This is a genomic window from Actinomadura sp. NEAU-AAG7 (assembly GCF_018603865.1).
In the GTDB taxonomy this organism is placed as follows: domain Bacteria; phylum Actinomycetota; class Actinomycetes; order Streptosporangiales; family Streptosporangiaceae; genus Spirillospora; species Spirillospora litoris.
Window position 1 is genome coordinate 776,807 of the sequence record NZ_JAHFZY010000003.1, and the last position, 25,990, is coordinate 802,796.

Below are 25,990 nucleotides of genomic sequence, written 5' to 3' on the forward strand. Positions count from 1 at the left end.
GCGTCCGCGACCATCCTGCGTCCGCGACCATCCTGCGTCCGCGACCATCCTGCGTCCGCGACCATCCTGCGTCCGCGACCATCCTGCGTCCGCGACCATCCTGCGTCCGCGACCATCCTGCGTCCGCGACCATCCTGCGTCCGCGACCACCCTGCGCGGGCATCGATGTGTGTGGGCCGAGGGCCTGGACACTTAGCTGCGCTGGCGCATCGTCAACGTCCACCCTTCGCCATCTTGAGGGCCCCGCCGCTCAATGCCGAGGGGTGGCCGTATCCGCAGTGAGAAGGGCATTGGCAGGGGCGATAGGCTCGCGCGCCGGGGCCTGACGCTGCCTCGTCCGCGTTGCCTCCCACCTGTCGAAGGAGCCGAAGGTCACCTCGTGAGCATTCTTACGACGCATCGCACTCTGCTGAGCCGCTTGCTGCCCGACGACCCCGACGGCCTCGTCGTACGTCAGGGGCAATTCCACCTCGTCGTCATGGGCTCGGACCGCGTCGTGTGCTTTCCGCGCACCGGGGCAGCGGCCGCTCGGCTGCCCGAGCGGGCGGCCGCTCTACGCCTGCTCGCCGGTCTCGACCTCGGCTTTCGCACCCCTGAGCCGCTATTGGAGGGCGGCGCCTGCGGCACCGATGAGGCGCCGTTCCTGGTCTTGAGCCGCATTCCCGGTGAACCCCTGAGCAGCGACGCACTCGACGACGCCGACGTACTCGACGCTGTCGCAGCGCAGTACGCCACGCTGCTGACCGACCTCGCCCGTGTAGGCGGCGACGAGGCGGTCCGAGCGGTTCTCCCTCAGGAACCACACGACCGGTGGCGCAGGTTCGCGGACGACGTGCGTGCTGAGCTGTTCCAGCTCATGTCCGACGGTGGGCGCTTGCGAGCCGAGGAGGAACTGGCGGTACTCGACGGCCTTCCCCACCTCAACCCTGCGGTGGTCCACGGCGATCTGGGCGCGGAGAACGTCCTGTGGGAGTGGACGGACGGCCGGCCGCGCCTGTCCGGTGTCCTCGACTGGGACGAGGTCACACTCGGTGACCCGGCCGAGGACCTCGCAGCCCTCGATGCCAGCTACGGCCGTGAGCACCTGGAGCGGGTGCTCGTGCATGGCGAATGGTCAAACGATGGGCTGGTTGCCCGCATCGCCGCGATCCGTGGCACATTCGCCCTGCAACAGGCTCTCGCCGCCCTCCACGACGGCGACGAAGAAGAACTGGCCGACGGTCTGAGCGGCTACCGCTGACACACATCGACTCACTCTCTTCGTCGAGTACTTCAGTCCGACAGCGGCCCAGCCGACCAGGTCGTCCTTGTACCAGAGATGACGGCGACCTGGTCGGGTGGACGCCTGGTCGGGACCTGGCAGTGCGGTCTGCTGGCATAGACCCACCGTCGGTGGGGGAGTGGTGGGCGTGATTCCAGCACGCTGCCGTTCTCATGCCGCCGGGCGGTTCGGGCCACCGACCGAGACTCGGAAAGCCTGGCGCCGCGCGGTCCCTGCACCGTTGCCCACCTGATCAGCAGGATGCATGAATACATCGTTCCGAATGCCTCGAACAGTCGCTCGGCCGGCTTGCCGAAGGGCTTGGGGAACGCGCGGTTTGACCAGGTCGCCGACCCACGGCTCTGGAGTGCTCGGTGCAGGGGCCGTTGCCATAAGGATCATGGGCGCACCCCCGTGCTCAGAGGGAGACGTCGGTCAGGTGGCGCAGGGTGAACGGCTCGGCGAGGATCTCGTCCAGGACTTGGGCGACGCGCTTGAAGTGGGGCAGCGTGAAGTGGTGGTCGAGCGCGGCGCCGTCAGTCCACTCCTCGATCATGATCATGCGGTCCGGGCGGTTCGGGTCGACGTACGGCTGGTAGCGCAGGCAGCCCTCCTCGGCCAGCGACGGCGCGACCATCGCGTTCAGTTCGTCCCGCAGGCGCTGCTCCTGTCCGGGCTTGGCGACGAAACCGGCGACGACGGTGAGCGTGTTCGACATTACGGAGACTCCTGGTTTTCAGTGGTCGATCTCGATGGGGTTCGTTCGCTGGCGACGATGTCCATCCTGCGGGCCCGGTCGTCGGGGGCCCAGTGCTCCGTTCAGCCTGGGTTTGCCAGAACCAGGCAGAGCCGTCTCGCGGGGACTGCGGATCGGGCCAAGCGCCGACTGCTCCTCAAGGTCGGTTCTGCCCGCGCGTGACCTGATCTGGCGGGCTTTTGTGCGCGGGGGCCTGCCAGGGGCACTGGCGCGGCCGGGGTGGGGGCCGACTCCTACGCGTTCCTGGCGCTCGGATTCTCTCCGTTGACGGCCTCGACGCCGCCGGCCCTTCGTCTCGGTGCCGGCGAATGCGCCCTAGCTGTGCGACCTCGCCGGGGCGGTGGCGCGGGCCGTCCGTCGGGCTCGGTGAGGTGTGGCAGGGGTCGGGTGCTCGGGGCGGAGCTACGTCCAGCGGGCGACGATGTCGTGTCCTTGCGGGATGACCAGGTCGAGGAGGCCGGGGAAGCGGGCGTCGAGGTCGTCGCGGCGGAGGCGGTTCAACCGTCGCGTTCCCTCGTCGCGCTGATGGATCACTCCTGCCTCGCGCAGGGTCCTGAAGTGGCCGCTCTGGGTGGACTTGCTGACCGGGAGCGCGAAGGTGGCGCAGGCCAGTTCGCCCTCGGGTTCGACGTCGGCGAGCCGGGCGACGATGGCCAGCCGGACGGGGTCGCTCAGCGCGCTCATCACGGTCGTGAACTCCAGCTCGGCCCGCTGCGGGTGTACGAGCCTGGTCGCGGTGCGGCTTGCCATGCCTCCATCCTAGCCAAGCATGTTCGGTATGGTCGAACATGTGTTATGTTCGGCGCCACCGAACATGATGGAGGGGGAGGACATGGCGAACGGCGCTGGTGCTGCTGGAACGGTGGTCCGGTCGCGTGGTCGAGGCGCGTCGGCGTGTCGGGTGAACGGGTGGCGATTCTGGGCCACGGCCTACACGTTGCTGATCCTGCTGGCCGGAACGAACCTGCCGACTCCGCTGTACCGCGGCTACGAGGAGCGGTTCGGGTTCTCGCCCTTCGTCGTCACGTTGATCTTCGCCGTGTATGTGGCCGTGCTCATCCCGTCCTTGCTGGTCGCCGGGCCGCTGTCGGACGCGGTCGGCCGCCGCCGGGTGCTGGTACCCGCGCTTGCGCTGGCCGGTCTGGGGGCGCTGGGGTTCGCGCTCGCGACCGATACGTGGTGGCTGTTCGCTGCCCGGATATCGCAGGGTCTCGCCGTCGGCGCCGCGTCGGGCGCGTTGACCGCCGCGCTGAGCGAGCTCGAACCCTCCGGCAGCCGCCGCAAGGCCGCTCTGGTCTCGACCGTGGCGTCGGTCGGCGGGCTGGGCCTCGGCCCCGTCCTGGCGGGGCTGCTCGCCGAATATGTCGCGGTGGCGCCCGACGTGGTGCCCTTCGTCGTTGAGATCGTGCTGCTGATCCCGGCCGCCGTCGCCGTCATGGCGCTGCCGACCACGCGGGAGACGACCCGGTGGCGGCCTCGCCGGCCCGGGATCCCCGCCGCGACGCGGGCGGTGTTCGCGACCAGCGGCACGGCCAACTTCTTGGCGTTCGCCGTGATCGGGCTGTTCCTCACCCTCATCCCGACCTACGTCGCCACCCTCGCGGACAGCGGGAACCTGCTGCTCGGCGGTGGGGCCGCCGCGCTGCTGCTGGCCTGCTCGGCGATCGTCCAGATCCTGGGCTACGGGCGGTCCCCGCGCCACCTGCAACTGCTCGGGCTGCCGCTGTTGGCCCTCGGCCTCCTCATGCTCGTCGGGGCCAGGTCCTCGCTGGTCCTGCTTCTGGGGGCGGCCGTGCTGGCGGGCGCCGGTCACGGGTCGGTCTTCCTCGGCGGACTCACCACCGTCAACAACGCCGCTCCCGACGGCAGCCGGGCCGAGGTGCTGTCCGGCTTCTACGTCATCGTCTACCTGGGCGTCGGGCTGCCCGTTCTGGGAGTCGGCGTCCTCGCCACCGCCGTCAGCCTCACCACCGCCGTGAGCTGGTTCGCCGGGACCGTGGCCGTCCTGTGCCTGCTCGTTCTGCTCGCGGTCGGCCGCACCGGTCGCCGGTCGCTCGCGGGATGAGGTGGCCGGCGACCGTGTCCGCCGTGACGGCAGAGCACTTCGGGGGTGCCGATGACCTGGCGGGAAATGCCGTCGAGGCGTGAATCAGGATTGCGGCGATTCTTGGGCTTCCTGCTTTTCCGGATTGTTCGGTCGAGCGCGGTCAGGTGCGGATGCCGTCGAGGAGTTCGTTCAGGGCGCCCCGGCGGCGGGCTGAGGAGATGTGGTCGATGTAGTCGTGGGAGGCGATGATTTCGCCGTCCCGGACGCGGAGGACGAAGATGCAGGGAACGCGGAACGATTCGCCGCTCCCGGTCGTCCCTCGGTATTCGAACTCGGCGATGATCACCTCCGGGTCCGTCGTCTCGTGCACGGTGATGTTGGCCGGCTCCTGGCGGAGGGGCGGGAGGCTCTTTCCGGCAGAGAAGTGCTCGCGGAGTTCCTCGCGGGTGCGCATCGGCTTGTCTCCGGCCGGCGCGAAGGGGTGTTCGACCAAGGTCTCGTCCGCGTACAACTCGGGAAGCTCGTCCCAGCGGCCTTCCGCGACGCCCCATACGAGCTTGTGGAACACCTCGCTTGGAGTGAGCGTCATGATGCCTCCCGTGTGTGCGGTATCGTTCCGAAGTGGAGACTCCGAATATATGGAGTGGAGACTTCGGATGTCAATGGAACCTACACGCGCTGATGCCCGCGACAATCGGGCCCGGATTCTGGAGGTGGCGGAGGACGTCTTCGCGAGGGGCGGGGCCGCGGCCTCCACCGAGGAGGTCGCCCGGCTCGCCGGGGTCGGCATCGCCACCGTCTTCCGGCACTTCCCCACGAAGCGGGCGCTGCTGGAGGCGGTGCTGGTGAAGCACTTCGACCGTCTGTGCGAGCGGGCGCGGGGCCTCGCCGATTCGGATGAGCCCGGCCCCGCGTTCTTCGAGTTCTTCGGCCACCTCGTGGACGACGCGGCGGGCAAGCTCGCCATCATCGAGGCGTTCACCGACGCGGGCGGCGATGCGGAGGGGCAGGCGGGGCGGAGGCCGCGGGAGCTGCGCGAGGCCGTGGGTGTGCTGCTGGTGCGCGCGCAGGAGGCGGGAGCGGTGCGCGCGGACGTCCGGCTTGAGGAGGTCTACGCGCTTCTCGTCGGCGTCGCGCGTGCCGGTGCCCACCTCCAGCTCGACGCGCACGTCCGCGCTCGCACGGTCGGGATCGTTTTCGACGGGCTCGCCGCTCGCGAGAGGGATGGGCGGAGGCCCGTCCAGTGAGTGAGGCGCGCGGTATCGGCCTGTGGGGTGCTGATGACGTGGCGGTCAGCGAAGGCTGGCGGCACCACCGCCGGCCTACGCGCTGTTGAAAGGATCCTCCACGCTCGCGCGGCTTCCTGCTCGATACCGGGTCGCTGCGGTTCTCTCGGTTTCGCTCTCGTGTTTTCTGGCGCACGCCCTCGCGGGCTGAGGGCCGTCGCCGGTCAAAGAGCGGGGCGTGCTCGTTCTAGCGCCTGTGCCATTCCGGCGATGGTCGGGGCCTCGAACAGGGAGCGCATGGACGGCGGGTCGCCCAGCAGGTCGCCCGCGCGCCAGATGAGCTGCACGGCCACCAGCGACGACCCGCCGAGGGCGAAGAAGTCGTCCTCGACCCCGATCGTGTCGACGCCGAGGACCTCGGCCCACAGATCGGCGAGCGCGGCTTCCAGTTCGGTGCGGGGAGCGACATAGGTGCCGAGGGCGGAGCGGTCGGACGGGGCCGCCAGGACGCCGTCGCGGGGCGGTGTCCCCTCTTTCATGGATCGGCGGTCCGCCCGCCGGGCCCGGGTGATGATGTCGTCGATCGGCACCGCGCTGACGACGACCTGCGGGCCGAGGTCCGCGGACAGGAGGCGGCGTAGGGCTTCGGCGCCGTCCGCCGGTGTGATGCCCGGCCGGTCACCCGGCGCGGCGGGCGCGAGGGTCCGGTGCGCGTCGGCGTCGAACGCGCGGAGGATGACGTTGTCGATCGCCAGTATTTCGTCGCCGGAATCGTCGAGGAGGGTGACGTCCAAGACCCGTACGCCTTCTGTCGTTTCGGGCCGGCGGCGGATGTGGCTGTGGAAGCGGGCGGGGAGCGGGCCGCGCATGATGACGCCGCCGTAGCCGATCGGCAGGTAGTCGCCGTCGCGGTCCGCGCCCGCCGCTATCGCCTCGTCCAGAAGCGCGGGATGGAAGGGCAGAGCGTCGGTCGTGACCGATTCCGGGGCGGACAGGGTCGCCAATGTCTCCCCTGGAGCCGAATGGGTCGTGACGATGCTCGTCCAGCGTCCGCCCAGGGTGACCGCGCCTCGTTCGCCTTCGGGTGCGCGCTCGTGCGTGCAGCGAGCGCGGATGGCCGCCAGGTCGGCGGTCGGGGCCGGGGGAGAGGTGGTGGACGTTCCGGTCGCGTGTGCGTGGTCGACGGCGCGGCCGGTCGCGTCCAGGCTGCGGACGGTCATCCGGCGCGTTCCGGTGCCCGCGCCGACCACGACCTCGATGTCCGCCGTTTCGCCGTCGGGGACGGCGAGCGGGGAGGCGAAGGCGACGTCGCGCAGTTCCACCGTGCCCGTTCCGCCTTTTTCCACGGCGAGGAAGGCCGCGCGCATCAGGTCGAGATGGGCCGTGCCGGGGAGGACGGGCGTGTTCTGCACCCTGTGCTCGTCCAGCACCCAATGGGTCGCGGGCGACATCGGGCCCCGGAAGTGGGACGAGCCGGACGGGTCGTCGCGGCGCGCGGTGAGCCACGGGTGCGCGTCGGACGCCGTCCACGCGTGGGCGTAGGGGACGCCGACCTCCGCCGCCATGCCGACGTCGAGCCATTCGCCCCAGTTCACCGAGACGACCGGGGCGGAGACGCGGCGGGGGCTGCGCGCGTAGGCGTCCAGGAAGGCGTTGGCGGCGCAGTAGTCCGCCTGCCCGAGGCCGCCCGCGAGGGCGGTGACCGAGGAGCACAGCGCGAAGACGTCCAGCGGGTCGTCGCCGAAGACCTCGGCGAGCGCGAGCGTGCCGGCGATCTTGGGGACGAGCACGGCGCGCGCCGCGGCCGCGGTCTTGACCTCGATCAGGCCCCCGCCGGGGACGCCGGCCGCGTGGACGATGCCCGCGACCTCCCCGAAGCGCTTCGCGATCTGCTCTCTGACCTGGCGCAGCGCGACGGGGTCGGTGACATCGGCGGAGAACACCTCGACCTCGGCTCCGGCCTCCTCCATCCGATGTATCGCGCGTATCGCGCGGGAGGTCCGGTCGCCGGGATCGTGCTCGGCGAGCCACCCGGCCCAGGAAGCGCGGTCGGGGAAGCCGGACCGTCCGAGCAGCGCGAGGCGGGCGCGGGCCTCGCGGGCGAGGTGCTCGGCGATCGAGATCCCGAGCCCGCCCAGCCCGCCCGTGATCAGGTAGACGCCCCGGTCGCGCCAGGCGGGGTCCTGGCCCTCCTCCAGCCGGACCCGCGTCGTCGCCGGCGTCCAGCGCCGCCCGTTGCGCAGGGCGACGACGGGTTCCGCGTCGTCCGCGCCCAGTTCCACCGCGAGCCGCGCGAGCGTCCGCGCGCCGCCGAGGTCGGTGTCGATGTGGCGGCAGGTGACGTGCGGCAGCTCCCGCGGGAGGACGCGGCCCACCCCGGCGGCCGTCGCGAGTTCGGGTGCGAGCAGGTCGGTTCCGTGGACGTCCTGGGCGTGTGCGGTGACGACGTCCAGGGCGAGCGGGGACGCGGGGCTCTCCGCCAGCGCCTGGGCCAGGGCGAGCAGGCCGAAGAACGCGCGGTCGGCGAACGCCGCGTCGGGCGGTGTCGAGGGGGCCGGCGGGAGACGCAGCCCCCAGGCGGCGATGATCCGCCCGGGTGCCCGCCCGGCCTCGGCGAGTGCGTCCAGGACCCGGAGGTGGTCGTCGCGGTCGGACGGGTCCACCGTGAACGTGTCCTCGTCCCGGCGCGTGTAGCCGTGGCCGGGGAGGACGCTCACCACGGCGGCGCCACCGGCTCGCAGGCGGGCCGCCAACGCCTCGCCGGGCCCGTCCTCGTCGTGGAGGAGCAGGCAGGGACCCAGGCCAGCGGCCTGGCGCGGGAGGGGCGCCGCCTGCCGCCAGCCCGGAACCTCGTACCAGTCGTCCACCGTCGGGCGCCGCACCTCCGGCGCCGTCCCGGCGTCCGGCGGGGCGTCCGGCGGGGCGTCCACCCAGAACCGGCGGCGGTCGAAGGGGTAGGTCGGCAGCGGCACCCGGCGGCGGCCCGGCCCGGACAGCGCGTCCCAGTCGACGGGGACGCCGCGCAGCCACAGCCCGCCGACCGCGCCGAGCAGGGCGGCGTCGTCGCCGGAGTCGAGCGTGGGCAGGACGCCGTGCGGACGGCACAGCTCGGTCAGCGTGCGCCCCGGGCCGACCTCGACCGCCGCCCGGTCACCGGCGCCGAGCAGGCGTTCCGCGCACGCGCCGAAGCGGACGGGCGCGCGCAGGTGGCGGGCCCAGTACGCCGGGTCGGTCGCCTGCTCCGCCGTGATCCAGTCGCCGGTGACACAGGACGGGAACGGGACGTTCGGCCGGTTCCTCGGCACCTTCGCGACCAGTTCGGCGAACTCCTCCAGCACCGGGTCCATCATCGCCGAGTGGAAGGCGTGGGACGTGCGCAGCCTCCGGCTGGGCGTGCGGCGCCCGGCGAGCGTCGCGGCGAACGCCTCCACCGCCTCGGTCGGCCCGGCCACGACGCACGTGCCGGGCCCGTTGACCGCCGCGACCGACACCGCCTCCGGCAGGATCGCGGCGACCTCGTCCTCGGGCAGCGGCACCGCGAGCATCGCCCCGGCGGGCATCCGCCCCATGAGCCGGCCGCGCGCCGCGACCAGCGCGAGGGCGTCGGGCAGCGCGAAGACCCCGGCGAGGCACGCCGCGGTGAGTTCGCCGACGCTGTGCCCCAGCATCGCCGCGGGCCGGATCCCCCATGAGCGCAGGAGTTCCGCGAGCGCGTACTGGACGGTGAACAGCGCGGGCTGGGCCAGCTCGGTCCGGTCCGGCGAACGCGGGGAGTCGGCGAGGAGGTGGTCGCGGATGTCCAGGCCCAGGTGCGGTTCGAGCAGGTCGGCGCACCTGTCGACGGCGTCACGGAAGACGGGGTAGGCGCGGTGGAGGCCGCCGCCCATGCCCGGATACTGCGCGCCCTGGCCGGGAAAGAGGAACACGGGCGTGGCGGCCGGGCCCTCGACGGAGCCGGAGCGGACGCGGTCGGAGGCCAGCGCGAGGGCGGCGTCCTGCCCGTCGCGGGCGACGACGACGGCGCGGTGCGGGTGCTCGGCGCGTCCGACCTGGAGGGTGTGGGCCACGTCGGCGATGTCCGCGCCGTCCTCGGACGCCAGATGGGCGCCCAGGTTCGCGCGCATGTCGTCGAGCGCGGCCCCGGTCCTCGCCGACAGCGGCAGCAGGTGCCACGGCGCTCGCGGCGGCTCCGCCGGACGCGGCGCCGGGCCCTCCTCGACGATCACGTGCGCGTTGGTGCCGCCGATGCCGAACGCGCTCACCCCGGCGCGCCGGGGCCGGGGGCCGCGCGGCCACGGGGTCAGCGTGTCGACGACGCGGAAGGGGCCGTTCGCGAAGTCGATCCGGGGGTTGGGCCGCTCGAAGTGGAGCGTGCGCGGGATCAGCTCCTCGTTCAGCGCGAGCACGGTCTTGATGAGGCCCGCGATGCCCGCCGCGCTGATGAGGTGCCCGATGTTCGACTTCACCGAGCCGATCCCGCACCATCCGCGACCGCCCGCGCCGCCCGAGCCGCCCGCGCCGTACGCGCGGCTGAGCGCCTCGACCTCGACGGGGTCGCCGAGCGCGGTCGCCGTGCCGTGCGCCTCCACGTAGCCGACGCTGCGAGGGTCGACGCCCGCCCTGGCCAGCGCCCGCGCGGCGACGGCGGCCTGGCCGTCGACGCCCGGCGCGGAGAAGCCCTCCTTGGCGGAGCCGTCGTTGTTGACCGCCGAGCCGAGGACCACCGCGTGCACCGTGTCACCGTCGGCGAGCGCGGCGGACAGCGGCTTGAGGACCACCACACCGGCGCCGCTGCCCCAGATCGTCCCCCGGGCGTCGGCGTCGAAGGGGCGGCAGCTGCCGTCCGGGGAGACGACGCCGCCGTCCTGGTACAGGTAGCCGTGACCGTGCGGGATCACGATCGAGGACGCGCCGGCCAGCGCCATGCCGCAGTCGCCGCGGCGCAGCGCCTCGGCGGCCAGGTGCACCGCGACCAGCGACGTCGAGCACGCCGTCTGCACGGTCATGGACGGCCCGCGCAGGTTCAGCCGGTGCGACACGAACGTCGCCAGGAAGTCGGGGTCGTTCGCGGACGAGACGGCCAGCGTGCCGACGCTGTCCACCACCGCGCGGTTGGCCCGCACCAGCTCGAAGCCGTAGGTGCCGCGTCCCGTCCCGGCGTAGAGGCCGATGTCGCCCGCGTAGCGGCCGGGGTCGTATCCGGCGTGCTCCAGCGCGGCGTGCGCGGTCTCCAGCAGGAGGCGGTGCTGCGGGTCGCGGATCTCCGCCTCGCGCGGGGTGAGGCCGAAGAACGCCGCGTCGAAGCGGTCGGCGCCGTCCAGGACGGACGCGGCGGGCACGAACGCCGGATGCCGCGCGACGTGCTCGGGGACCCCGAGCGCGATCTGCTCCTCGGGCGTGGAGCGGCGGATCGACTCCACTCCGCCGATCAGGTTCTGCCAGTAGGCGTCGAGGTCGTGCGCGCCCGGGAAGCGCCCGCTCATCCCGATGATGGCGATCGGCTCGTCGGCCGGGGCCGCCGCCGGTTCCGGACGGAGGTCGCGGGCGATGGACGCGAGCAGTTCCCGGCGCGCCGAATGCAGGAAGAAATGGTCGCCCGGAAGAACCCGGAGGGTGAATCCCGCGGAGGTGTGCGCCCGCCATCCGGACATCTCACCGGGACCGGCCATCGCGTCCTCGCCGCCCGCGAACGCGGTGACGGGAAAGCCGAACGGCGCCTCCGCCGTGTAGCGGTAGTCGTCGGTGAAGGCGAAGTCGGAGCGCAGGATCGGGAGCCAGACGGCGCGCATCGCCGGGTCGTCCAGCACCTCGTGCGGGGCGCCGCCCAGCTCGGCCAGCCAGGCGGTCAGCTCGCCGTCGGGCATGTCGGCGACGCGCGGCCGCGACAGCGGGACGTGCGGGACGGGGGAGCCGCTCACGAACAGCCGCTCGGGCGGGGGAGCGCCGAGGCGGCGCAGCCGCCTGCACAGCTCGAACCCCAGCAGGCCGCCCATGCTGTGGCCGAACACGGCGTAGGGGCGGTCGGTCACCGGCAGCGCCGCGCGGGCGAGGGCGTCGAGGTCCACGGCCGGCGGCTCGTCGGCGCGGGCCTCGCGTCCGGGCAGCCGGACGGGCACGACCTCCACGTCCGGGAGCAGCTCGGCCCAGCCGCGGAAGGCGCCCGCGCCGCCCCCCGCATAGGGCAGGCACAGCAGCCGCGTCCGCGCGCCGGAACGGGGCGCGCCCGTCGCGAACCAGCTCATCGGCCCTCCGCCTCGGCGCGGCGCATCAGGTCGGCGACGAGCATGCCGCGGCGCGCCTTCCCGGTGAGGCCGCGCGGTATCTCCGGGAGCCGGACGAACCGGCTCGGGAGCTTGTGCGGCGACAGCAGGGCGGCCAGGCTCCGGCGCATCTCCGCGTTCGGCACGTCTCCGTCGGTCACCACGAAGGCCACCATCTCCTCCCCGTTCGCCCCTGGCGTTCCCGCGACGACGCAGTCGACGACGCGGCCGTTCATCCGCAGCGCCTGCTCGACCTCGTGCGGGTCGACCCGCCGCCCGCCGATGTTCATCAGCCCGCCGCGCCGTCCGGTGAGGTGGAGGCGGCCGCGGTCGTCGAGGCGGCCCAGGTCGCCGGTGCGCCGCCACGGCGTGGGCGCGCCGTCCGCCCGGGTGTGGCGGGCCATGACCTCGCCGGACGCGTCGGCCGTCAGCTCGACGCCCTCCAGCGGCGTGCCGACGCCCTCGCCGGGGTCGCCGCGTCCGAGGGTCAGCGAGCCGTCCTCGGTCGTGCCGTAGGCGGGGAGCAGCGGCAGGCCGGTCACCTCCGGCCACCTCGCGCGCAGGTCGTCGGGCAGCACCTCGCCTCCCGCGACGCAGGCGCGCAGCGCCCAGCTCCGGACCACGTCGGGCTCGCGCGCCAGCCGCTCGGCGTAGCCGCGATACAGGAACGGGATCGTCAGCAGGACGGTCACCCGCCCCTCCAGCAGCGTGCGGTGGAACTCGGCCGGTCCGAGCAGCCCCGAGCGCATCACCACGGTCGCGCCGGACAGCAGCCCGGCGAGCAGGGCCCGGTCGAGGCTCATGCGGTGCGGCATCGCGGCGGTGCTCCACACGACGTCGCGCTCGCCGAACCGCAGCGCCCGCGCGCAGGCCCGCGCGTTCGCCAGCAGCTCCGGCCAGCCGACCTCGACGATCTTCGGCAGGCCGGTGGTCCCCGAGGTGCACAGGCCGAGCATGGGCGCCGCGTCCCCGGTCTCGGCCCCCTGGAACAGCCCGCGTGCGCGTTCGGCCTCCCAGGCCGTGGCGGCGGCGTCGAGCAGCAGCACGTCGTGCCCGCCGCAGGCCAGGCGCAGCAGCGCGACGACGTCGTCGACCGTGCCGGACACGGGCAGCACCCGACGGTCGCTCCCCGGCTCGGCCGAGGCGAGCCGGTCGGCCAGGTCGCCGTAGCCGATCTCGCCGCCCGCGCCACGGAGCGCGGGGCGGTCCGGCGACCGGCGCGCCGCCGACCGCACGGCGTCGACGAGCGCCTGCGGGCCCGGTGGGCGTCGCATCCGATGTCCATTCCCCGAAATGGAAGCGGGGGGCCGCCGTACGGCGCGGCCACCCCGCTGATCATGGTCGGTTCCCGTATATCACGCTTCCGCCCGCAATCGCGCGATAACGCCGTCCAGCGGCGGCACGTGGAGCGGCGCGCGGCGCACTTGGAGCCGCGCGGAGGCTAACCCCGGTCGAGGAGCGCGGACAGCCGCTTGGGAGCGATCAGGCGGTAGCTGTCCTCGACCAGCTCGGCGATCTCGTCCCAGTCGTGGTCGACGTCGAGCCGCGCGCCCACCCAGCCCTTGCTCCCCACGTACTTCGGGACGAAGAACCGCTCGGGCGACTCCGCGACCAGGGCCTCCTGGACCCCCGGCCCGGCCTTGAACATCGCCGAGAGGCCGTCCTCGCTCGTCATCAGGAAGAGCTTGTCGCGGACCCGGAAAGAGGGGGCGGTGTGGCCGCCGAAGGGCTTCTCCGCCGCCTCGGGAAGCGCCAGGGAGATCTCGCGGAGCCGTTCCAACACGTCCATTTCGGTGCCTCTCTCGCCGCCGGGGTGCCGTCAGCCGATGCTAGCCGCCACCTCCGACGAACCCCAGGTCACCAGCGGGGCCACCGCGAGGAGCGCCGCCCCTCGGGCCGCGGGGACGGCTCGCGCACGTCCCCGCGTCGAGCGCGCGGCGGATCGCGCGGACGCCGTCGTCGTGGTCGGCGTCGCCCTGCTCGCCGAACCTCATCGCGCCGAGGCACTGGGTGCTCACCTCGACGCCGGTGCGTCCGAGCCTGCGGTACCGCAGACAAGGCTCCTCCTCGGTGGTTGATCCGAGACGTCAGGAGCTGGAGCGCGCTCTGGGTCAACACCGGTTCCACCCGGAAACGACGAACTTGTCGGTGGATCGGCCGCTCTCTAGGGTTTCCGTCCAGGATCACTACCGGGGGGTGGCATGGGACGGCCCGAACGTCCGCTGGATCCGGAGGCGGGGCCGGTCGAGCGGCTGGCCTGGGAGCTGCGGCGGCTGCGGAACGAGGCGGGGCGGCCGAGCTACCGCGAGCTGGCGCGGCGCGCGCACTTCTCCCGGAGCACGCTGGCGGAGGCGGCGACCGGCGTCCGGCTGCCGACGCTGGAGGCCGCGCTCGCCTACGCGGGCGCCTGCGGCGGCGACCGGGACGAGTGGGAGCGCCGCTGGCGGGAGGCGGCGCAGGAGGTCGAGCGGGACCGGCGCCGCTGCCCCTACCCCGGCCTCGCGCCCTTGCAGGAGGGCGACGCCGACCTGTTCTACGGCCGCTCCGAGCTGGTCGGGGACCTGCTCAAGGCGGCGGCCCGCGCGCCGCTGACGGCGGTGTTCGGCGCGTCCGGCAGCGGCAAGTCCTCGATCCTGCGCGCGGGGCTGCTCCCGGGCCTCGCCGAGACGGGGACGCCGGCCGTCCTGCTGGCGCCGGGGGAGCACCCCCTGGACGAGCTGGCCGCGGCCCTCGCCCCGATCTCCGGCTCCGACCCGCGGACGGCGCTCGCCGCCGACCCGCCGGAGGCGCCGGTGGAGCGGGCGTTCGTGGTCGTCGACCAGTTCGAGGAGGTGTTCACGCTCTGCGCGGAGGAGGAGCGCGACCGCTTCCTCGACGTCCTCACCGCGCTGGCGGGGGACCGGCTGGCGTTCGTCATCGGCGTCCGCACCGACTTCTACGGGCACTGCGCGCGGCACCCCGGGCTCGTCGCGGCGCTGCGCGCGGGCGTGCAGGTGCCGGTCGGGCCCCTGACCGCCGAGGAGCTGCGCGACATCGTCGTCGAGCCCGCCGCGCGGGTGGGCCTGGCGGTGGAGCCGGACCTCGTCGCGACCGTGGTCGCGGAGGCGGCGGGGCGGCCGGGCGCGCTCCCGCTCGCCGCGCACGCGCTCCGCGAGACGTGGACCCGCGCGCCGGGCCCCGTGCTGCGGCTCGCCGACTACACGGCGACCGGCGGGGTGCGGGAGGCGATCGCGAGGACGGCCGAACGCGTCTACGAGGACCTGGACCCGCCCCGCCGCGCGCTCGCCCGCGCCGTGTTCCTGCGCCTCACCGCGCTCGGCGAGGGCACCGAGGACACCCGCCGCCGGATGGACCGGGACGAGCTGACCGGCGTCGGCGAGCCGGGCGAGGTGGACGCCGTCCTGGACGTGCTCGCCGCCGCCCGCCTCATCGTCGTGGACGGCGACACCGTCGACGTCGCGCACGAGGCGCTGATCCGGGCCTGGCCGCGGCTGCGGGGATGGCTGACCGACGACCGCGAGGCGCTGCTGCGGCACCACCGGCTCACGGCGGCCGCCGCGGACTGGGAGCGGGGAGGCCGCGACGAGGAGTTCCTCTACCGGGGCGGACGGCTCGCGGAGTGGGACGGCGCCGCCGCGGCGCTGAACGAGCTCGAACGGTCGTTCCTGGCCGCCGGCCGCGAGCGGGAGGAGCACCGCAGGGTCGCGGCGCGGCGCCGCGTCCGGGCCGGGTTCGGCGGTCTCGGGCTGGTCGCGGCGGTGGTCGGGGTGCTGGCCGTCGTCGCGTTCGTCCAGGCGGACCGGACGGCGCAGGAGCGCGACCGCGCCCTGTCCCGGCAGCTCGCGGCCAACGCGCGGCGGCAGCTCGACCTCGACCCCGAGCTGGCGCTGCTGCTCGCGACCCGCGCCTACGAGGTGGAGCCGACGCGGGAGGCCGACCTGGTGCTGCGGCAGGCCGTGCGCGACGCGCGGCTGCGGCGCGCCGTCCCGCTGGCGGGCATGAGACCGAGCGTGGACGGCGCCATGGTGTCCAGCCCCGACCGGAGCCGGATCGCGATCTGGGACCAGAAGGGTCTCCAGGTCATGAGCTGGCGCGGCGCGGACCTCGTCCCCGGCGGCGGCTTCCCGGCCGCGCGTCTCGCGGGCGCCTGGAGCAGCGCCGCGTTCAGCCCCGACGGCCGGTGGCTCGCGACCGGCGAGGTCAACGGCCGGGTGAAGCTGTGGGACGGGCGGCACCGGACCACGGGCAGGGTGCTGCGGGGCGAGGGCGGGCTCGGCGTCCGCGGGCTGGACTTCAGCCCCGACGGGCGCAGGCTCGCCGGGACGCGCGGCAACGAGGTCTGGATCTTCGATCTCGTGGGGAGGCGCAAGCCGGTGGTGTTCCGCGTCCACGACCGGTTCGCGGTGAGCGCGGTCGCGTTCAGCCCGGACGGCGCGCGGATCGCCGCGGGCGGGATCGGCTCGCCGGTCCGGATCTGGGACGTGACCGGGGACCGGCCCAGGGTCGTCCGGGACGCGGCGCGCGGCGGCGGGGACCAGCGCGACGCGGGCGCCGTCGCCTTCAGCCCCGGCGGGACGATGCTCGCCGCCGTCGACCGGGGCAGGGCGAAGGTGTGGAACGTGCCCGGCTGGCCCGAGCGCGGCCGGTGGGAACCGCAGGCCGTGCTGGACGGCACGAGCGAGGGCGGCGTCAAGGGCCTGGCCGTCAGCGCCGACGGCCGCCGGATGGCGACGTTCGGGATCGACCGGGTCGTGCGGGTGTGGACGATGGGCGCCGACGTCGGGCCGCTCCCCCTCCGCGTCCCGGTCGGCGCGCAGGTCGGCGCCGCGTTCAGCCCCGACGGCCGGTCGCTGGCGACGGTCTCCACCGACGGCACGGCACGGATCTTCGACATCGCCTCCGGCGGCGCGGGCCCGTCCGGGCCGCCGTTCGGCTCCGAGCCCGCGACCGGCGCGGTCCGCGCGACCAGCGCCGACGGGCGGACGGTCGCGACGACGCCGCTCGGCGGCGACACGATCCGCGTCTGGGACACCGCGCGCGGCGGCGCACCGCGCGTCGTGGCGGGGCCCGCCGGGTCCACGCGGGCCGTCGCGCTGAGCCCGGACGGACGGTGGCTCGCCTACGGCGGCGACGGGCACGCCGTCCACCTGCTGGACCTGCGGGACGGCGCGGCGCGGCCGGTCACCGCGGACACCGGCCACCTGACGGTGTGGGCGCTCGCGTTCGGCCCCGGCGGGCGGCGCCTCGCGGCGTCCGGCCACGGTGCCGCGCCCGCCCAGGTCTGGGAGGTCGGCGCGCGCGGCGACCTGGCGCCGCTGCTGGGCTGGGGGGACCGGCCTGGGGAGAGCGGCGCCCTCGGCCGGGCGGCGGCCCCCGCGTTCAGCCCCGACGGGCGCTTCCTGGCGGGCGCCGCCGAGGGCGACACCGTGGGGATCTGGGACCTGACCGGCAAGCGGAAGCCGACGATCGTGCGGGGTCTGCGCGATGAGGCGGAGACGATCGCGTTCAGCCCGGACGGCCGGCGCCTCGCCGTGGCCTCCGACGACGGCTCCGTCCGCCTGATGGACGCCGGCGGACACGGCGCGCCCACGGCCGTCCTGCCGGGCGACGACACGATCGTGACCCGGGACCTGGCGTTCAGCCCGGACGGGGCCTGGCTCGCCACCACCGAGGCCGACGGCTCCCTGCGGCTCTGGCGCACCGACGGCGGCACCGACCCCGTCGTGCTGGACGGCTTCGGCGGCACCGTCGTCCGGCCCGCGTTCGCCCCCGGCGGGCGGCTGGTCGCCCCGCTCGGGTCGGCGTCGGTGCTCGCGGGCGGCGCGTGGCGGCCCACCGGCCTCGCCGGACGGTTCGTCCGGACGTGGAAGTGCGAGATCTGCGGCCCCGGGGCTGAGGTCCTGGAGCTGGCGCGGCGGCGCGCCGTCCGGGGGCTGACGGACGAGGAGAAGCGGATCTACCCCGGCTCGTGAGGGGTCAGAACAGGGCGGGCGGCCCCGCCGGGAGCGGCTCGGGCAGCGGCTCGACCTCCGGCACCAGCGCCCTGACCTCGTCGTGGAACCGGCGCGCGAGCGTCAGCGCCTCGGCGTTGTCGGGCGTGTGGACGAACACGGTCGGCGAGCGGCCCTCCCGCAGCCACCCGGCGACGGTCGGCACCCAGTCGCGCCAGCCCTCGACGGTCGCGTCGGTGTCGTCGCGGCCCAGGTAGCGGACGATCGGCCGGCCCGTCAGCGCGCGCGAGCGCCGGGGCAGGCGCGGCTTCCTCGTCCAGGCGTCGCGCTCGGCGTCGGTCGCCGGCCGGTTCCGGAACAGCGCGGTGGTGTCGAAGGGCACCCACTCGGCGCCGGTCGCGGCGAGGGCGCGCTCCAGCTCGCGCTCGGCGCGCGCGTCCTCGAAGAACGCGCGGTGCCTGACCTCGACCGCCTGCCCGTAGTGGCGGGGGAGGCGGCGCATGAACCGGGCCAGCGTGCCGACGTCGGCCGGGCCGAACGACGCGGGGAGCTGGACCCACAGCGCGTGGACGCGCGTCCCGAGCGGCTCGATCGCGTGCAGGAACGCCCGGACCTCGTCGTCGCCGCCGGCGAGGCGGTGCTGATGCGTCACCGGCTTCGGCAGCTTGGCCACGAAGCGGAAGTCGGGCGCGGTCTGCGCCGCCCACGACTCCACCGAGCCGCGCGGCGGCGTCGCGTAGAAGGTCGTGTTGCCCTCCACCGCGTTGCACCACGTCGCGTACGCGCGCAGGCGCTCCTTCGGGGGCAGCGGGTGGGGCAGCAGGCGCCCCTGCCAGGGCGCGTGAGTCCACATCGCACATCCCACGTGAAGGCGCACGTACGCCACGTTACCGCCCTGACGCCCGTGCCGGAGGCATGGCGGGACGGGAGGCCGCGCGTAGCCCTGGCGCGACCTCCCGTCCCCGTTCGGGGCCGGCTCACGGCGTCACCGGCCGGTGGCCGCCGTCAGCCCGCGGACCTCAGCCGAAGTCGAGGTCCGAGCACTGGTAGAACGCGTTCCCGGTGTCGGCGATGTCCCAGACCGCGAGCAGGACGTGCCGGCCGGTCCGCTGCGGGAGCGTGCCGTTGTGGACGGTGGGGTTGGAGGGCTGCCGGCCGCCCATGTTCTGCTGGATGAACGGCGTCGGGTCCAGCGCGGCGCGGGTCAGCGGCTGCGTGCTGTTCCAGCCGTCCTTGGTGAGGAAGTAGCGGAACGACGAGGTCGAGTGCGCGGCGGTGAAGCGCCAGCTGATGCTGAACGCCGAACCGGAGGTCACCTTCGTCGCGGGCCAGCCGGTGCCGCCGCGCTGGTCGTCCAGCGGCGACCAGCGGCTGTCGGCGCCGGCGCAGATCGTGCCGTCGCGCGGGCCGGACTTCGGGAACCCCTTCGGGCCCTCGACGCCGTCCGGGTCCCACTGGACCTGGCCGCAGTTGTTCACCTTGTGCTGGCCGCACAGGTAGCTGCGGCTGGCCGGGGAGGTGGTGTACCCGTGCGACCACGCGGGCACGGCGAGCGCCAGCGGGAGTCCTACGGTCACGGCGGCGGCGACGGCGAGGCTTGACTTCCTGGGCATCTGCTTCTCCTTGGCGGGGAGGCACCGCGGTGCCTGGAGCGGAGCGAGCCGGCCCGGCAAAACCAACTCAAAGGAAACTTTCCTGTCAGTAAGGTGACGCGTCGGCGGCGCTCCGTCAACCCCTGAAGGAACGAAGTGGTCACTGGGACGCACGTTCCTGGCAGGCCATGACTAGGCCCGCGCACGGGCCCGGCATACGCTCCGGGCAAACCCAGAGGAAGGTGCCCCGCCATGGAGAACACGACCGAGACCGAGCACGAGCGGACCGCCACGACCGTGTGGGCGACGCCCGACTACCAGGTCATCGACACGGCACTTGAGGTCACGGCCTACTTCGGCGCCGAGATCTGACCCGCCTCGATGCGGCTGCTGGTTCTCGGCACCGCGGCGGGCGGCGGCGTTCCCCAGTGGAACTGCGCGTGCCCCGGGTGCGCCGCCGCCCGCGCCGAGCCGGGACGGCGGCGCCGGCACGCCTCGATCGCCGTCGAGGCGGGTGCGGGACGGTGGTACATCGTCAACGCGACGCCCGACATCGGCGAGCAGATCGAGGAGTGCGGGCCGCTGCACCCCGGACCGGAGCGGCGCGCCACCCCGGTCGCCGGGGTCATCCTCACCGACGCCGAACTCGACCACACGCTCGGCCTGCCGCGGCTGCGGGAGGCCGACGGGGTGCGGATCGTCGCGACCGGCGCCGTCCGGTCCGCGCTGTCGGCCGGGCTCCGGCTCGACCGCGTCCTCGCCCCCTACACGCGGCTGACCTGGACGGACCTCGCGCTGACGGCGCCCGAGCCGCTGGAGGGCGGGCCGCTGGAGGTGCAGGGGATCAGGGTCTCCGGCAAACGCCCCCGCTACGCGGTCGAGCTGCCGGGCGCCCCGGGCGGCGACGACGCCTGGGTGGTGGCCCTGCGCATCCGCGACCGGCGGGACGGCAGGGCGGTCGTCTACGCGCCCGCCCTCGGCGTCTGGCCGGACGAGCTGGACCGCGCCATCAAGGACGCCGACTGCGTCCTCGTCGACGGCACGTTCTGGGACGATGAGGAGCCCCGCCGCACGGGCTGCTCCAGCCGCACCTCCACCGAGATGGGCCATCTGCCGATCACGGGACCGGGCGGCACGGCCGAGCGGCTCGCGGACGTCCCCGCCGCGCGGCGCCTGTACACCCACCTCAACAACACCAACCCGCTCGTCGATCCGGACGACGCCGGGCACCGCCGGCTCGCCGCGTCCGGGATCGAGGTCGCCCGGGAGAGAATGGTGATCGAACTGTGAGCGCGACCCTGCCCGAGGGAGGCCCGAACGGGCGCCCCGACGGGTCGCTGGAGGAGCGGCTCCGCGCGCTGGGGGAGCGGCGGTACCACCACCGGCACCCGTTCAACCTCCGCATGCACGAGGGGGCGCTGACCCCCGACGAGCTGCGCCGCTGGATCCTCAACCGCTTCCACTACCAGCGCCACATCCCGGTGAAGGACGCGCTGATCCTCGCCCGGCTCGGCACGCGCGAGCTGCGGCGCTCCTGGATCCGGCGCATCCACGACCACGACGGGCCGCCCGCCCTCGACGGCCCGGCCGACACCGCGAGGGGCGAGGCGCCCAGGAGCGAGGGCGGGATCGAGCGCTGGCTGCGCCTCGGCGAGGCCGCGGGCCTGGACCGCGACCTGCTGCTGTCGGGCGAGGGCGTCCTGCCCGGCGTCCGGATGGCCGTGGACGGCTACGTGAACTTCTGCCGGAACGCGACCGTGCTGGAGGCCGTCGCGTCCTCGCTGACCGAGCTGTTCGCGCCCGACCTGATGGCCACCCGGATCGCCGCGTGGGAGCGCCACTACCCGTGGGTGGAGCCCGAGGGGCTGCGCTACTTCCAGGTGCGGGTCGGGCAGGGCCGCCGCGACTCCGGCGAGGCGATGGACCTCGTCCGCGCCTGGTGCGGTTCGCGGGCCGACGAGGAGCGGGTGCTCGCGGCGTTCACGTTCAAGTGCGAGGTGCTCTGGTCGCTGCTCGACGCGGTCGAGTTCGCCGGCCGGGCCGGCGCGGAGGTGCACGATGCCGGGTGAGGACGTGTGGCGCCCCGTGCTGGACGGGTCGGTCGTCCTGCGGCACGACCGCGTCCGGGGCGGCGACCTGCTGCTGATGCCCGAGCGCGCGGTGCGGCTCAGCGGCGAGGGCGGGCGCATCCTGCGGCTGTGCGACGGCAGCCGCACCGTCGAGGGCATCATCGCCGAGCTGCGCGGAACGTTCCCGGACGCGCCGCTCGGCGAGGAGGTGCCCGCGTTCCTGGAGCGGATCCGGGCGGAGGGGTGGCTGCGATGACCGTCCCGCCCGCGCCGTGGGCGCTGCTCGCCGAGGTCACCCACGCGTGCCCGCTGCACTGCCCGTACTGCTCGAACCCCGTGGAGCTGGTGCGCCGGAGCAGGGAGTTGGCCACCGCCGACTGGGAGCGCGTGTTCGGCGAGGCCGCCGACCTCGGCGTCGTCCAGGCGCACGTGTCCGGCGGCGAGCCGCTGCTGCGCCCCGACCTGGCCGCGATCGTCGCGGCCGCGCACCGCGCCGGGGTCTACACCCAGCTCGTCACCAGCGGCGTCGGCCTCACCGCGACCCGGCTGGAGGAACTGGTGAAGGCCGGGCTGAACAGCGTCCAGCTCTCGGTGCAGGACGCCCGCGCGCCCGGCTCCGACCTCATCGCCGGGCGCGTGTCCTACGCCGACAAGGGGCGCGCCGCCGGGGTGGTCCGCGCGGCCGGGGTGCCGTTCGGGCTGAACGTCGTCCTGCACCGGCACAACCTCGACCATCTGCCGGAGATCATCGCGCTCGGCGCCGCGTGGGGCGCCGAGCGGATCGAGCTGGCGAACGTCCAGTTCTACGGCTGGGCGCTGCGCAACCGCGCCGCGCTGCTGCCCGCCCGCGAGCAGCTCGACCGCGCGAAGGCGACGCTCGCCGCGCACCGCGACGCCCACCCGGAGGGCGGCCCCGAGCTGGTGTGGGTCATGCCCGACTACTACGAGGGCGTGCCCAAGCCCTGCATGGGCGGATGGGGGATGCGCTCCATCACCGTCGGTCCGGACGGCACCGCGCTGCCCTGCCCCGCCGCCTACGCGATCGAGGGGTTGGCGCCGCCGAACGTCCGCGACCGGTCGCTGTCGTGGATCTGGACGGAGTCACCGGCGTTCGCCGCCTACCGCGGCACCGGCTGGATGACCGGGCCGTGCGGCACCTGCCCGCGCCGCGAGACCGACTTCGGCGGCTGCCGCTGCCAGGCGTTCGCGCTGACCGGCGACGCCGCGCGCACCGACCCCGCCTGCTCCCTGTCCCCCGACCACCACCTGATCCGGGACCTGGTCGAGGGCCTCCACGAGACCGCCGTGGACGGCGGCGAAAGCCGGACGGCCGCCACCGCGCCGTCCGGCTTCGTCTACCGCCGTCCCACCTGAGACGGGTTCGCGGGCCGGCCCTCGTCAACGCTCCGCGTAGACGAGGGCCAGTTCGCTGGAGAAGTACTCGGGCAGCCCGTCCCACGGGTTGGCGCCGGTCCGGTCGGTGACGTACACGACGCCCGCGTTGCACCGCTGCGCGCGGGCCAGCGCGCGGGCCAGCACCGGACGCGGCGCCGCGTACACCAGGTGGCAGAACCGCTCGGCGGGGAGCCGCCGCGCCCACGCCGGAACGCGGAGGTGCCGGTACGCCGACCAGGGCCCCTCGAAGGTGACGAGGAGGTCCGCGAGCGCCGAGTACGCGGCGTCGGGGTAGGTGCCGTGGTTGAGGACGATGTAGGTCATGCCCCGTCCCCGCGCGCCCGCCGTGATCCGCCGGTACCGCAGCACGTGCCCCGGCTCCGCCGACACCTGGTCGAGGAAGGCCATGCGGATGCCGTACCAGGTCCGGTACCGCACCAGCTCGTCCTCGACCTCGCAGGCGGGGCGCCCGCCGTAGGCGGTGTCGACGTACCCGGCGAGCCGCACGCCCGCGTCGGACGCGCGGCTCGCCACCTCGGCGAAGGCGCGGTCGCGGACGGTGCCCGCGCCGCTGTCGACGTTGAGGACGACGACGCCGAGGCGGGCGTCGGCGAGCGCCGCCCAGTCCACCGCGGCCGGGTGGAAGTAGGCGGGCACGGCGACCGCCCCGACCCGGCCGTTCAGCCCGGGCACGCGGTCTCCGCCCAGAGGTCCCGCAGGGACGTGGCCAGGTCGGTCGCGGGGGCCCAGCCGAGGACGTGGCCGATCGCGCGGATGTCGGCCTGCTGCCAGGCGACGCCCGACGAGCGCTCCGACCCGGTCGCGGCGGCCTCCAGCACCCGCCGCCGCGACCCCGTGACGCGCAGCAGCAGCGCCGCGAGGTCGCGCAGCGGCGTCGCCCGCCCGCTGCCCACGTTCAGGACGGGCGGCAGCGCGCCCGGGGCGAGCGCGGCGGTGAGCACGGCGTCGGCGACGTCGCGGACGTCCACGAGGTCGCGGCTCGCGGTCAGCGGGCCGACGTGGACGTCCTCGTCGGTGCCGTCCGTGCGGCGCAGCTCGCCGGCGAGCCGTCCCGCGAGCGTCGACCCGGGCGAGCCGGGGCCCACCGGGTTGAACACCCGCAGCACGACGGCCCCGGGCGCGCCGCCGACCAGCTCCGTCCCGGCGAGCTTGGTGACGCCGTAGAGGCTGTGCGGGCGCGGCCGCGTCGACTCGGTGACCGGCGTCCCGTGCTCCACCTCCCCGTACTCGGCGGCCGACCCCAGGTGGACGAGCCGTACCGGACGCTCGGCGGCGGCCAGCGCCGTCACCAGGTTCGCCACCGCCACGACGTTGCCCCGGACGAGGTCGGCGGGGGAGCCCGCGGTGACCCCGGCGCAGTTGACGACGACGTCCGGCGCGATGTCGCGCAGCGCGTCGCCGACCCGCGCGGCCCCGGCCGCGAGGTCCAGCCCGAGCACGCCCGGCTCCGGCGACCGCGACGCCGCGACGATCTCGACCCCCGTCGCGGCCGCCCGTGCCCGGACGTGCCGTCCCACGAAACCCGTGGCGCCGACCAGCAGGATCCGGCTCATCGCCGGCTCGCCGGCGCCCGGCGCGGGGAGGGCTCCCCGCACCCTCCGGCCGCCACCCGGACCGGGCCCTCCAGCAGTTGGGGGCGCAGGTGCGGGAACTCGGCGTTGGCGCGGTCGTAGTCGTCGGGGCGCCCGATGTCGAGCCAGTACCCGTCGAAGCGGTACTCGCGCGGGTGCCGCCCCTCGGCGAGCAGGTCGAGGACCAGCTCGTCGAAGCCGAGCGACAGGCCCGCCTCGTACTTGGCGATGCAGTCGCGCGAGACGCCGTAGACGCCCATGCTGACCTGGTAGTCCAGCGTCGGCTTCTCGCTGAACTCGATGACCTGGCCGTTCCGGGTCGTGAGGACGCCGAAGTCGATGGAGACCTGCCGCGCGTAGGTCGCGACGGTCAGCGGCGGGCGGGTCGCGTTGTGCTCCTCCAGCAGGTCGGCGAAGTCGAGGTCGGTGAGGACGTCGCCGTTCATCACGAGGAAGTCCTGCGGGAGCCGGTCGCGCATCGTCAGCAGCGGCCCGATCGTGCCGAGCGGCGCCGTCTCGGAGGCGTAGTCGATGCGCAGCCCCCACCGGCTTCCGTTGCCGACGTAGGAGCGGATGAGGTGGCCGAGGTGGCCGATGGCCAGCGTCACCGACCGGAAGCCCTGGCGGGAGAGCTGGTGAAGGAGGATCTCCAGGATGGCGTACTCGTCGCCGATCGGGACGAGCGGCTTCGGCAGCGTGGTCGTGTACGGCCGGAGCCGCACTCCTTTGCCGCCAGCGAGAATAACGGCGTGCATGTTGCCCCTCCGTGCCTAGATGTTGTACATGGACGGCCGGTAGCGCGCGAGGTTGAGCGGGTCGAGGAACCACTCGATGGTGTCCTTCAAACCCTCCTCCAGCGTGTACCGGGGGCGCCAGCCGGTGTCGCGGCGCAGCCGTCCGCTGTCGCAGACCAGCCGCATGACCTCCGAGCGGGCGGGGCGCTCCCGCGCCGCCTCGGAGCGGAACTCGGTCTCCGCGCCCATCAGGTCGGCGATCGTCCGGGCGAGCCGGCCCATCGAGATCTCCTGACCGGTCCCGGAGTTGAACAGCTCCCCGGCGACCGCGTGCTCGGGCGCGGTGCCGAGGGTGTAGAAGGCTTCGGCGGTGTCCTTGACGAACGTGAAGTCGCGGGTGGGCTCCAGTGCCCCGACCTTCACGACCTCGTTCTTGGCGGCGATCTGGCTGATGACGGTGGGGATGAACGCGCGCGCCGACTGGCGCGGCCCGAAGGTGTTGAACGGGCGCAGCGTCACCACCGGCAGCCCGAACGACGCGTGGTAGCTCTCGACGAGCTTGTCGGCCGATATCTTCGTCGCGGCGTAGGGGGACTGTGCCTGCAGCGGGTGCGTCTCGGCGATCGGGACCTCGCGGGCGGTGCCGTAGGTCTCGCTCGTCGAGGTGTGCACCAGCCGCGGCGTGCACAGGCTCCGCACGGCCTCCAGGACGTTCAGGGTCCCGAGGACGTTGGTCTCCACATAGGACTGCGGGGCCTTGTAGGAGTAGGGGATCGCGATCAGCGCGGCCAGGTGGTAGACGACGTCGGACTTGTTGACCAGGTCGTACACCGACTCCGGGTCGCGGACGTCGCCCGGGACGACCTCGACGGTGTCGAGGACGCCAGGGGGGAGGGAGTCGAGCCAGCCCCACGACCCGAACGAGTTGTACTGGACCATGGCGCGGACCCGGTGTCCGCGTTCCACGAGCAACTCGACGAGGTGGGAGCCGATGAATCCGTCGGCTCCCGTCACGGCCACCATGCTCTTCATCGGACACTGCCTTTCGACGGGGGGACTTGCGGGAGACTTGCGGGGAGACTTCTGGGAGCTTGTCGATACGAGAC

General features: G+C 74.3%; 22 protein-coding genes. 9 read left to right on the forward strand and 13 right to left on the reverse strand.

Features of this window, described 5'->3' with window-relative positions; all coding sequences use genetic code 11:
• Positions 1-379: 379 nt before the first annotated feature.
• Entirely contained in the window at positions 380-1,240 is an 861-nt protein-coding gene (gene vph, locus KLI87_RS18200; RefSeq protein WP_214617954.1) for a viomycin phosphotransferase, read from the forward strand.
• A gap of 439 nt (positions 1,241-1,679) precedes the next feature.
• Here the strand turns inward: vph and KLI87_RS18205 are convergent, their stop codons facing one another.
• Together KLI87_RS18205 and KLI87_RS18210 are read right to left on the reverse strand one after the other, a co-directional pair.
• Complete coding sequence (locus tag KLI87_RS18205) at positions 1,680-1,979, reverse strand: putative quinol monooxygenase (RefSeq protein ID WP_214617955.1); 300 nt, start codon at positions 1,977-1,979, stop codon at positions 1,680-1,682.
• A 441-nt stretch (positions 1,980-2,420) separates the two neighbouring features.
• Positions 2,421-2,768: a helix-turn-helix transcriptional regulator gene (locus KLI87_RS18210; RefSeq protein WP_156218295.1), complete on the reverse strand. Its 348-nt coding sequence runs from the start codon at positions 2,766-2,768 to the stop codon at positions 2,421-2,423.
• A gap of 151 nt (positions 2,769-2,919) precedes the next feature.
• On the opposite strand from KLI87_RS18210, the gene KLI87_RS18215 reads away from it, so the two are divergent.
• Positions 2,920-4,083, forward strand: a complete 1,164-nt coding sequence (locus KLI87_RS18215; protein ID WP_214617956.1) for an MFS transporter — start codon at positions 2,920-2,922, stop codon at positions 4,081-4,083.
• Between the two features lie 142 nt (positions 4,084-4,225).
• Here the strand turns inward: KLI87_RS18215 and KLI87_RS18220 are convergent, their stop codons facing one another.
• Positions 4,226-4,654: a nuclear transport factor 2 family protein gene (locus KLI87_RS18220; RefSeq protein ID WP_214617957.1), complete on the reverse strand. Its 429-nt coding sequence runs from the start codon at positions 4,652-4,654 to the stop codon at positions 4,226-4,228.
• A gap of 124 nt (positions 4,655-4,778) precedes the next feature.
• Here KLI87_RS18220 and KLI87_RS18225 point away from each other — a divergent pair, with 124 nt between their 5' ends.
• Complete coding sequence (locus tag KLI87_RS18225; protein ID WP_214617958.1) at positions 4,779-5,312, forward strand: TetR/AcrR family transcriptional regulator; 534 nt, start codon at positions 4,779-4,781, stop codon at positions 5,310-5,312.
• A gap of 203 nt (positions 5,313-5,515) precedes the next feature.
• On the opposite strand, the gene KLI87_RS18230 is transcribed toward KLI87_RS18225, so the two are convergent.
• From KLI87_RS18230 to KLI87_RS18245, 4 genes are all read right to left on the reverse strand, one after another.
• On the reverse strand, positions 5,516-11,533 hold the full coding sequence (locus KLI87_RS18230) for a type I polyketide synthase (RefSeq protein WP_250903925.1): 6,018 nt from the start codon (positions 11,531-11,533) through the stop codon (positions 5,516-5,518).
• Complete coding sequence (locus tag KLI87_RS18235; RefSeq protein WP_214617959.1) at positions 11,530-12,825, reverse strand: class I adenylate-forming enzyme family protein; 1,296 nt, start codon at positions 12,823-12,825, stop codon at positions 11,530-11,532. Before KLI87_RS18235 ends, KLI87_RS18230 begins: the two co-directional genes overlap by 4 nt.
• A gap of 167 nt (positions 12,826-12,992) precedes the next feature.
• Positions 12,993-13,340, reverse strand: a complete 348-nt coding sequence (locus KLI87_RS18240; protein ID WP_156218290.1) for an MmcQ/YjbR family DNA-binding protein — start codon at positions 13,338-13,340, stop codon at positions 12,993-12,995.
• A gap of 40 nt (positions 13,341-13,380) precedes the next feature.
• Positions 13,381-13,569, reverse strand: coding sequence for a hypothetical protein (locus KLI87_RS18245; protein ID WP_214617960.1), 189 nt, complete (start codon positions 13,567-13,569; stop codon positions 13,381-13,383).
• Between the two features lie 183 nt (positions 13,570-13,752).
• Between KLI87_RS18245 and KLI87_RS18250 the strand changes: the two genes are divergently transcribed.
• On the forward strand, positions 13,753-17,523 hold the full coding sequence (locus KLI87_RS18250) for a PD40 domain-containing protein (protein ID WP_214617961.1): 3,771 nt from the start codon (positions 13,753-13,755) through the stop codon (positions 17,521-17,523).
• Positions 17,524-17,527: 4 nt separating this feature from the next.
• Here KLI87_RS18250 and KLI87_RS18255 read toward each other — a convergent pair whose 3' ends face one another.
• Together KLI87_RS18255 and KLI87_RS18260 are read right to left on the reverse strand one after the other, a co-directional pair.
• The gene (locus KLI87_RS18255; RefSeq protein ID WP_156218288.1) at positions 17,528-18,355 is read right to left on the reverse strand and encodes a DUF72 domain-containing protein; all 828 of its coding nucleotides are present in this window, start codon (positions 18,353-18,355) and stop codon (positions 17,528-17,530) included.
• Positions 18,356-18,521: 166 nt separating this feature from the next.
• Positions 18,522-19,115, reverse strand: coding sequence for a lytic polysaccharide monooxygenase (locus KLI87_RS18260; protein WP_156218287.1), 594 nt, complete (start codon positions 19,113-19,115; stop codon positions 18,522-18,524).
• Positions 19,116-19,346: 231 nt separating this feature from the next.
• Here KLI87_RS18260 and pqqA point away from each other — a divergent pair, with 231 nt between their 5' ends.
• The 5 genes from pqqA to pqqE are packed head-to-tail and all read left to right on the forward strand — an operon-like array spanning position 19,347 to position 22,537.
• A complete protein-coding gene (gene pqqA, locus KLI87_RS18265; RefSeq protein ID WP_156218286.1) occupies positions 19,347-19,466 on the forward strand; it encodes a pyrroloquinoline quinone precursor peptide PqqA in 120 nt (39 codons plus the stop codon).
• Positions 19,467-19,475: 9 nt separating this feature from the next.
• Positions 19,476-20,384: a pyrroloquinoline quinone biosynthesis protein PqqB gene (gene pqqB, locus KLI87_RS18270; protein ID WP_214617962.1), complete on the forward strand. Its 909-nt coding sequence runs from the start codon at positions 19,476-19,478 to the stop codon at positions 20,382-20,384.
• Positions 20,381-21,163 (forward strand): pyrroloquinoline-quinone synthase PqqC, encoded by a 783-nt coding sequence (gene pqqC / locus KLI87_RS18275; protein ID WP_214617963.1) that lies wholly within the window; start codon positions 20,381-20,383, stop codon positions 21,161-21,163. The genes pqqB and pqqC overlap by 4 nt, the downstream gene beginning before the upstream one ends.
• The gene (gene pqqD, locus KLI87_RS18280) at positions 21,153-21,419 is read left to right on the forward strand and encodes a pyrroloquinoline quinone biosynthesis peptide chaperone PqqD (protein WP_156218284.1); all 267 of its coding nucleotides are present in this window, start codon (positions 21,153-21,155) and stop codon (positions 21,417-21,419) included. Before pqqC ends, pqqD begins: the two co-directional genes overlap by 11 nt.
• The gene (gene pqqE / locus KLI87_RS18285) at positions 21,416-22,537 is read left to right on the forward strand and encodes a pyrroloquinoline quinone biosynthesis protein PqqE (RefSeq protein WP_214617964.1); all 1,122 of its coding nucleotides are present in this window, start codon (positions 21,416-21,418) and stop codon (positions 22,535-22,537) included. The genes pqqD and pqqE overlap by 4 nt, the downstream gene beginning before the upstream one ends.
• 24 nt (positions 22,538-22,561) lie before the next feature.
• Here the strand turns inward: pqqE and KLI87_RS18290 are convergent, their stop codons facing one another.
• From KLI87_RS18290 to KLI87_RS18305, 4 genes are read right to left on the reverse strand one after another with little or no spacing between them, the layout of a single operon-like run.
• Positions 22,562-23,251, reverse strand: coding sequence for a spherulation-specific family 4 protein (locus KLI87_RS18290; RefSeq protein WP_173390845.1), 690 nt, complete (start codon positions 23,249-23,251; stop codon positions 22,562-22,564).
• Positions 23,239-24,132 carry an NAD(P)-dependent oxidoreductase gene (locus tag KLI87_RS18295; RefSeq protein ID WP_156218281.1) on the reverse strand — a complete coding sequence of 298 codons (894 nt, stop codon included), beginning with the start codon at positions 24,130-24,132 and terminating at the stop codon, positions 23,239-23,241. Before KLI87_RS18295 ends, KLI87_RS18290 begins: the two co-directional genes overlap by 13 nt.
• Positions 24,129-24,905 (reverse strand): sugar phosphate nucleotidyltransferase, encoded by a 777-nt coding sequence (locus tag KLI87_RS18300; protein WP_156218280.1) that lies wholly within the window; start codon positions 24,903-24,905, stop codon positions 24,129-24,131. The genes KLI87_RS18295 and KLI87_RS18300 overlap by 4 nt, the downstream gene beginning before the upstream one ends.
• Before the next feature lie 15 nt (positions 24,906-24,920).
• A complete protein-coding gene (locus KLI87_RS18305; RefSeq protein WP_156218279.1) occupies positions 24,921-25,916 on the reverse strand; it encodes a GDP-mannose 4,6-dehydratase in 996 nt (331 codons plus the stop codon).
• Positions 25,917-25,990 lie beyond the last annotated feature (74 nt).

What these genes read in the sequence shown, in the direction of transcription:
- KLI87_RS18205 (WP_214617955.1), bottom strand. Translation starts at nt 1,979, where the DNA reads ATGTCGAACACGCTCACCGTCGTCGCCGGTTTCGTCGCCAAGCCCGGA.
- KLI87_RS18210 (WP_156218295.1), bottom strand. Translation starts at nt 2,768, where the DNA reads ATGGCAAGCCGCACCGCGACCAGGCTCGTACACCCGCAGCGGGCCGAG.
- KLI87_RS18220 (WP_214617957.1), bottom strand. Translation starts at nt 4,654, where the DNA reads ATGACGCTCACTCCAAGCGAGGTGTTCCACAAGCTCGTATGGGGCGTC.
- KLI87_RS18230 (WP_250903925.1), bottom strand. Translation starts at nt 11,533, where the DNA reads ATGAGCTGGTTCGCGACGGGCGCGCCCCGTTCCGGCGCGCGGACGCGG.
- KLI87_RS18235 (WP_214617959.1), bottom strand. Translation starts at nt 12,825, where the DNA reads ATGCGACGCCCACCGGGCCCGCAGGCGCTCGTCGACGCCGTGCGGTCG.
- KLI87_RS18240 (WP_156218290.1), bottom strand. Translation starts at nt 13,340, where the DNA reads ATGGACGTGTTGGAACGGCTCCGCGAGATCTCCCTGGCGCTTCCCGAG.
- KLI87_RS18250 (WP_214617961.1), top strand. Translation starts at nt 13,753, where the DNA reads ATGGGACGGCCCGAACGTCCGCTGGATCCGGAGGCGGGGCCGGTCGAG.
- KLI87_RS18255 (WP_156218288.1), bottom strand. Translation starts at nt 18,355, where the DNA reads ATGTGGACTCACGCGCCCTGGCAGGGGCGCCTGCTGCCCCACCCGCTG.
- KLI87_RS18260 (WP_156218287.1), bottom strand. Translation starts at nt 19,115, where the DNA reads ATGCCCAGGAAGTCAAGCCTCGCCGTCGCCGCCGCCGTGACCGTAGGA.
- pqqA (WP_156218286.1), top strand. Translation starts at nt 19,347, where the DNA reads ATGGAGAACACGACCGAGACCGAGCACGAGCGGACCGCCACGACCGTG.
- pqqB (WP_214617962.1), top strand. Translation starts at nt 19,476, where the DNA reads ATGCGGCTGCTGGTTCTCGGCACCGCGGCGGGCGGCGGCGTTCCCCAG.
- pqqD (WP_156218284.1), top strand. Translation starts at nt 21,153, where the DNA reads ATGCCGGGTGAGGACGTGTGGCGCCCCGTGCTGGACGGGTCGGTCGTC.
- pqqE (WP_214617964.1), top strand. Translation starts at nt 21,416, where the DNA reads ATGACCGTCCCGCCCGCGCCGTGGGCGCTGCTCGCCGAGGTCACCCAC.
- KLI87_RS18295 (WP_156218281.1), bottom strand. Translation starts at nt 24,132, where the DNA reads ATGAGCCGGATCCTGCTGGTCGGCGCCACGGGTTTCGTGGGACGGCAC.
- KLI87_RS18300 (WP_156218280.1), bottom strand. Translation starts at nt 24,905, where the DNA reads ATGCACGCCGTTATTCTCGCTGGCGGCAAAGGAGTGCGGCTCCGGCCG.
- KLI87_RS18305 (WP_156218279.1), bottom strand. Translation starts at nt 25,916, where the DNA reads ATGAAGAGCATGGTGGCCGTGACGGGAGCCGACGGATTCATCGGCTCC.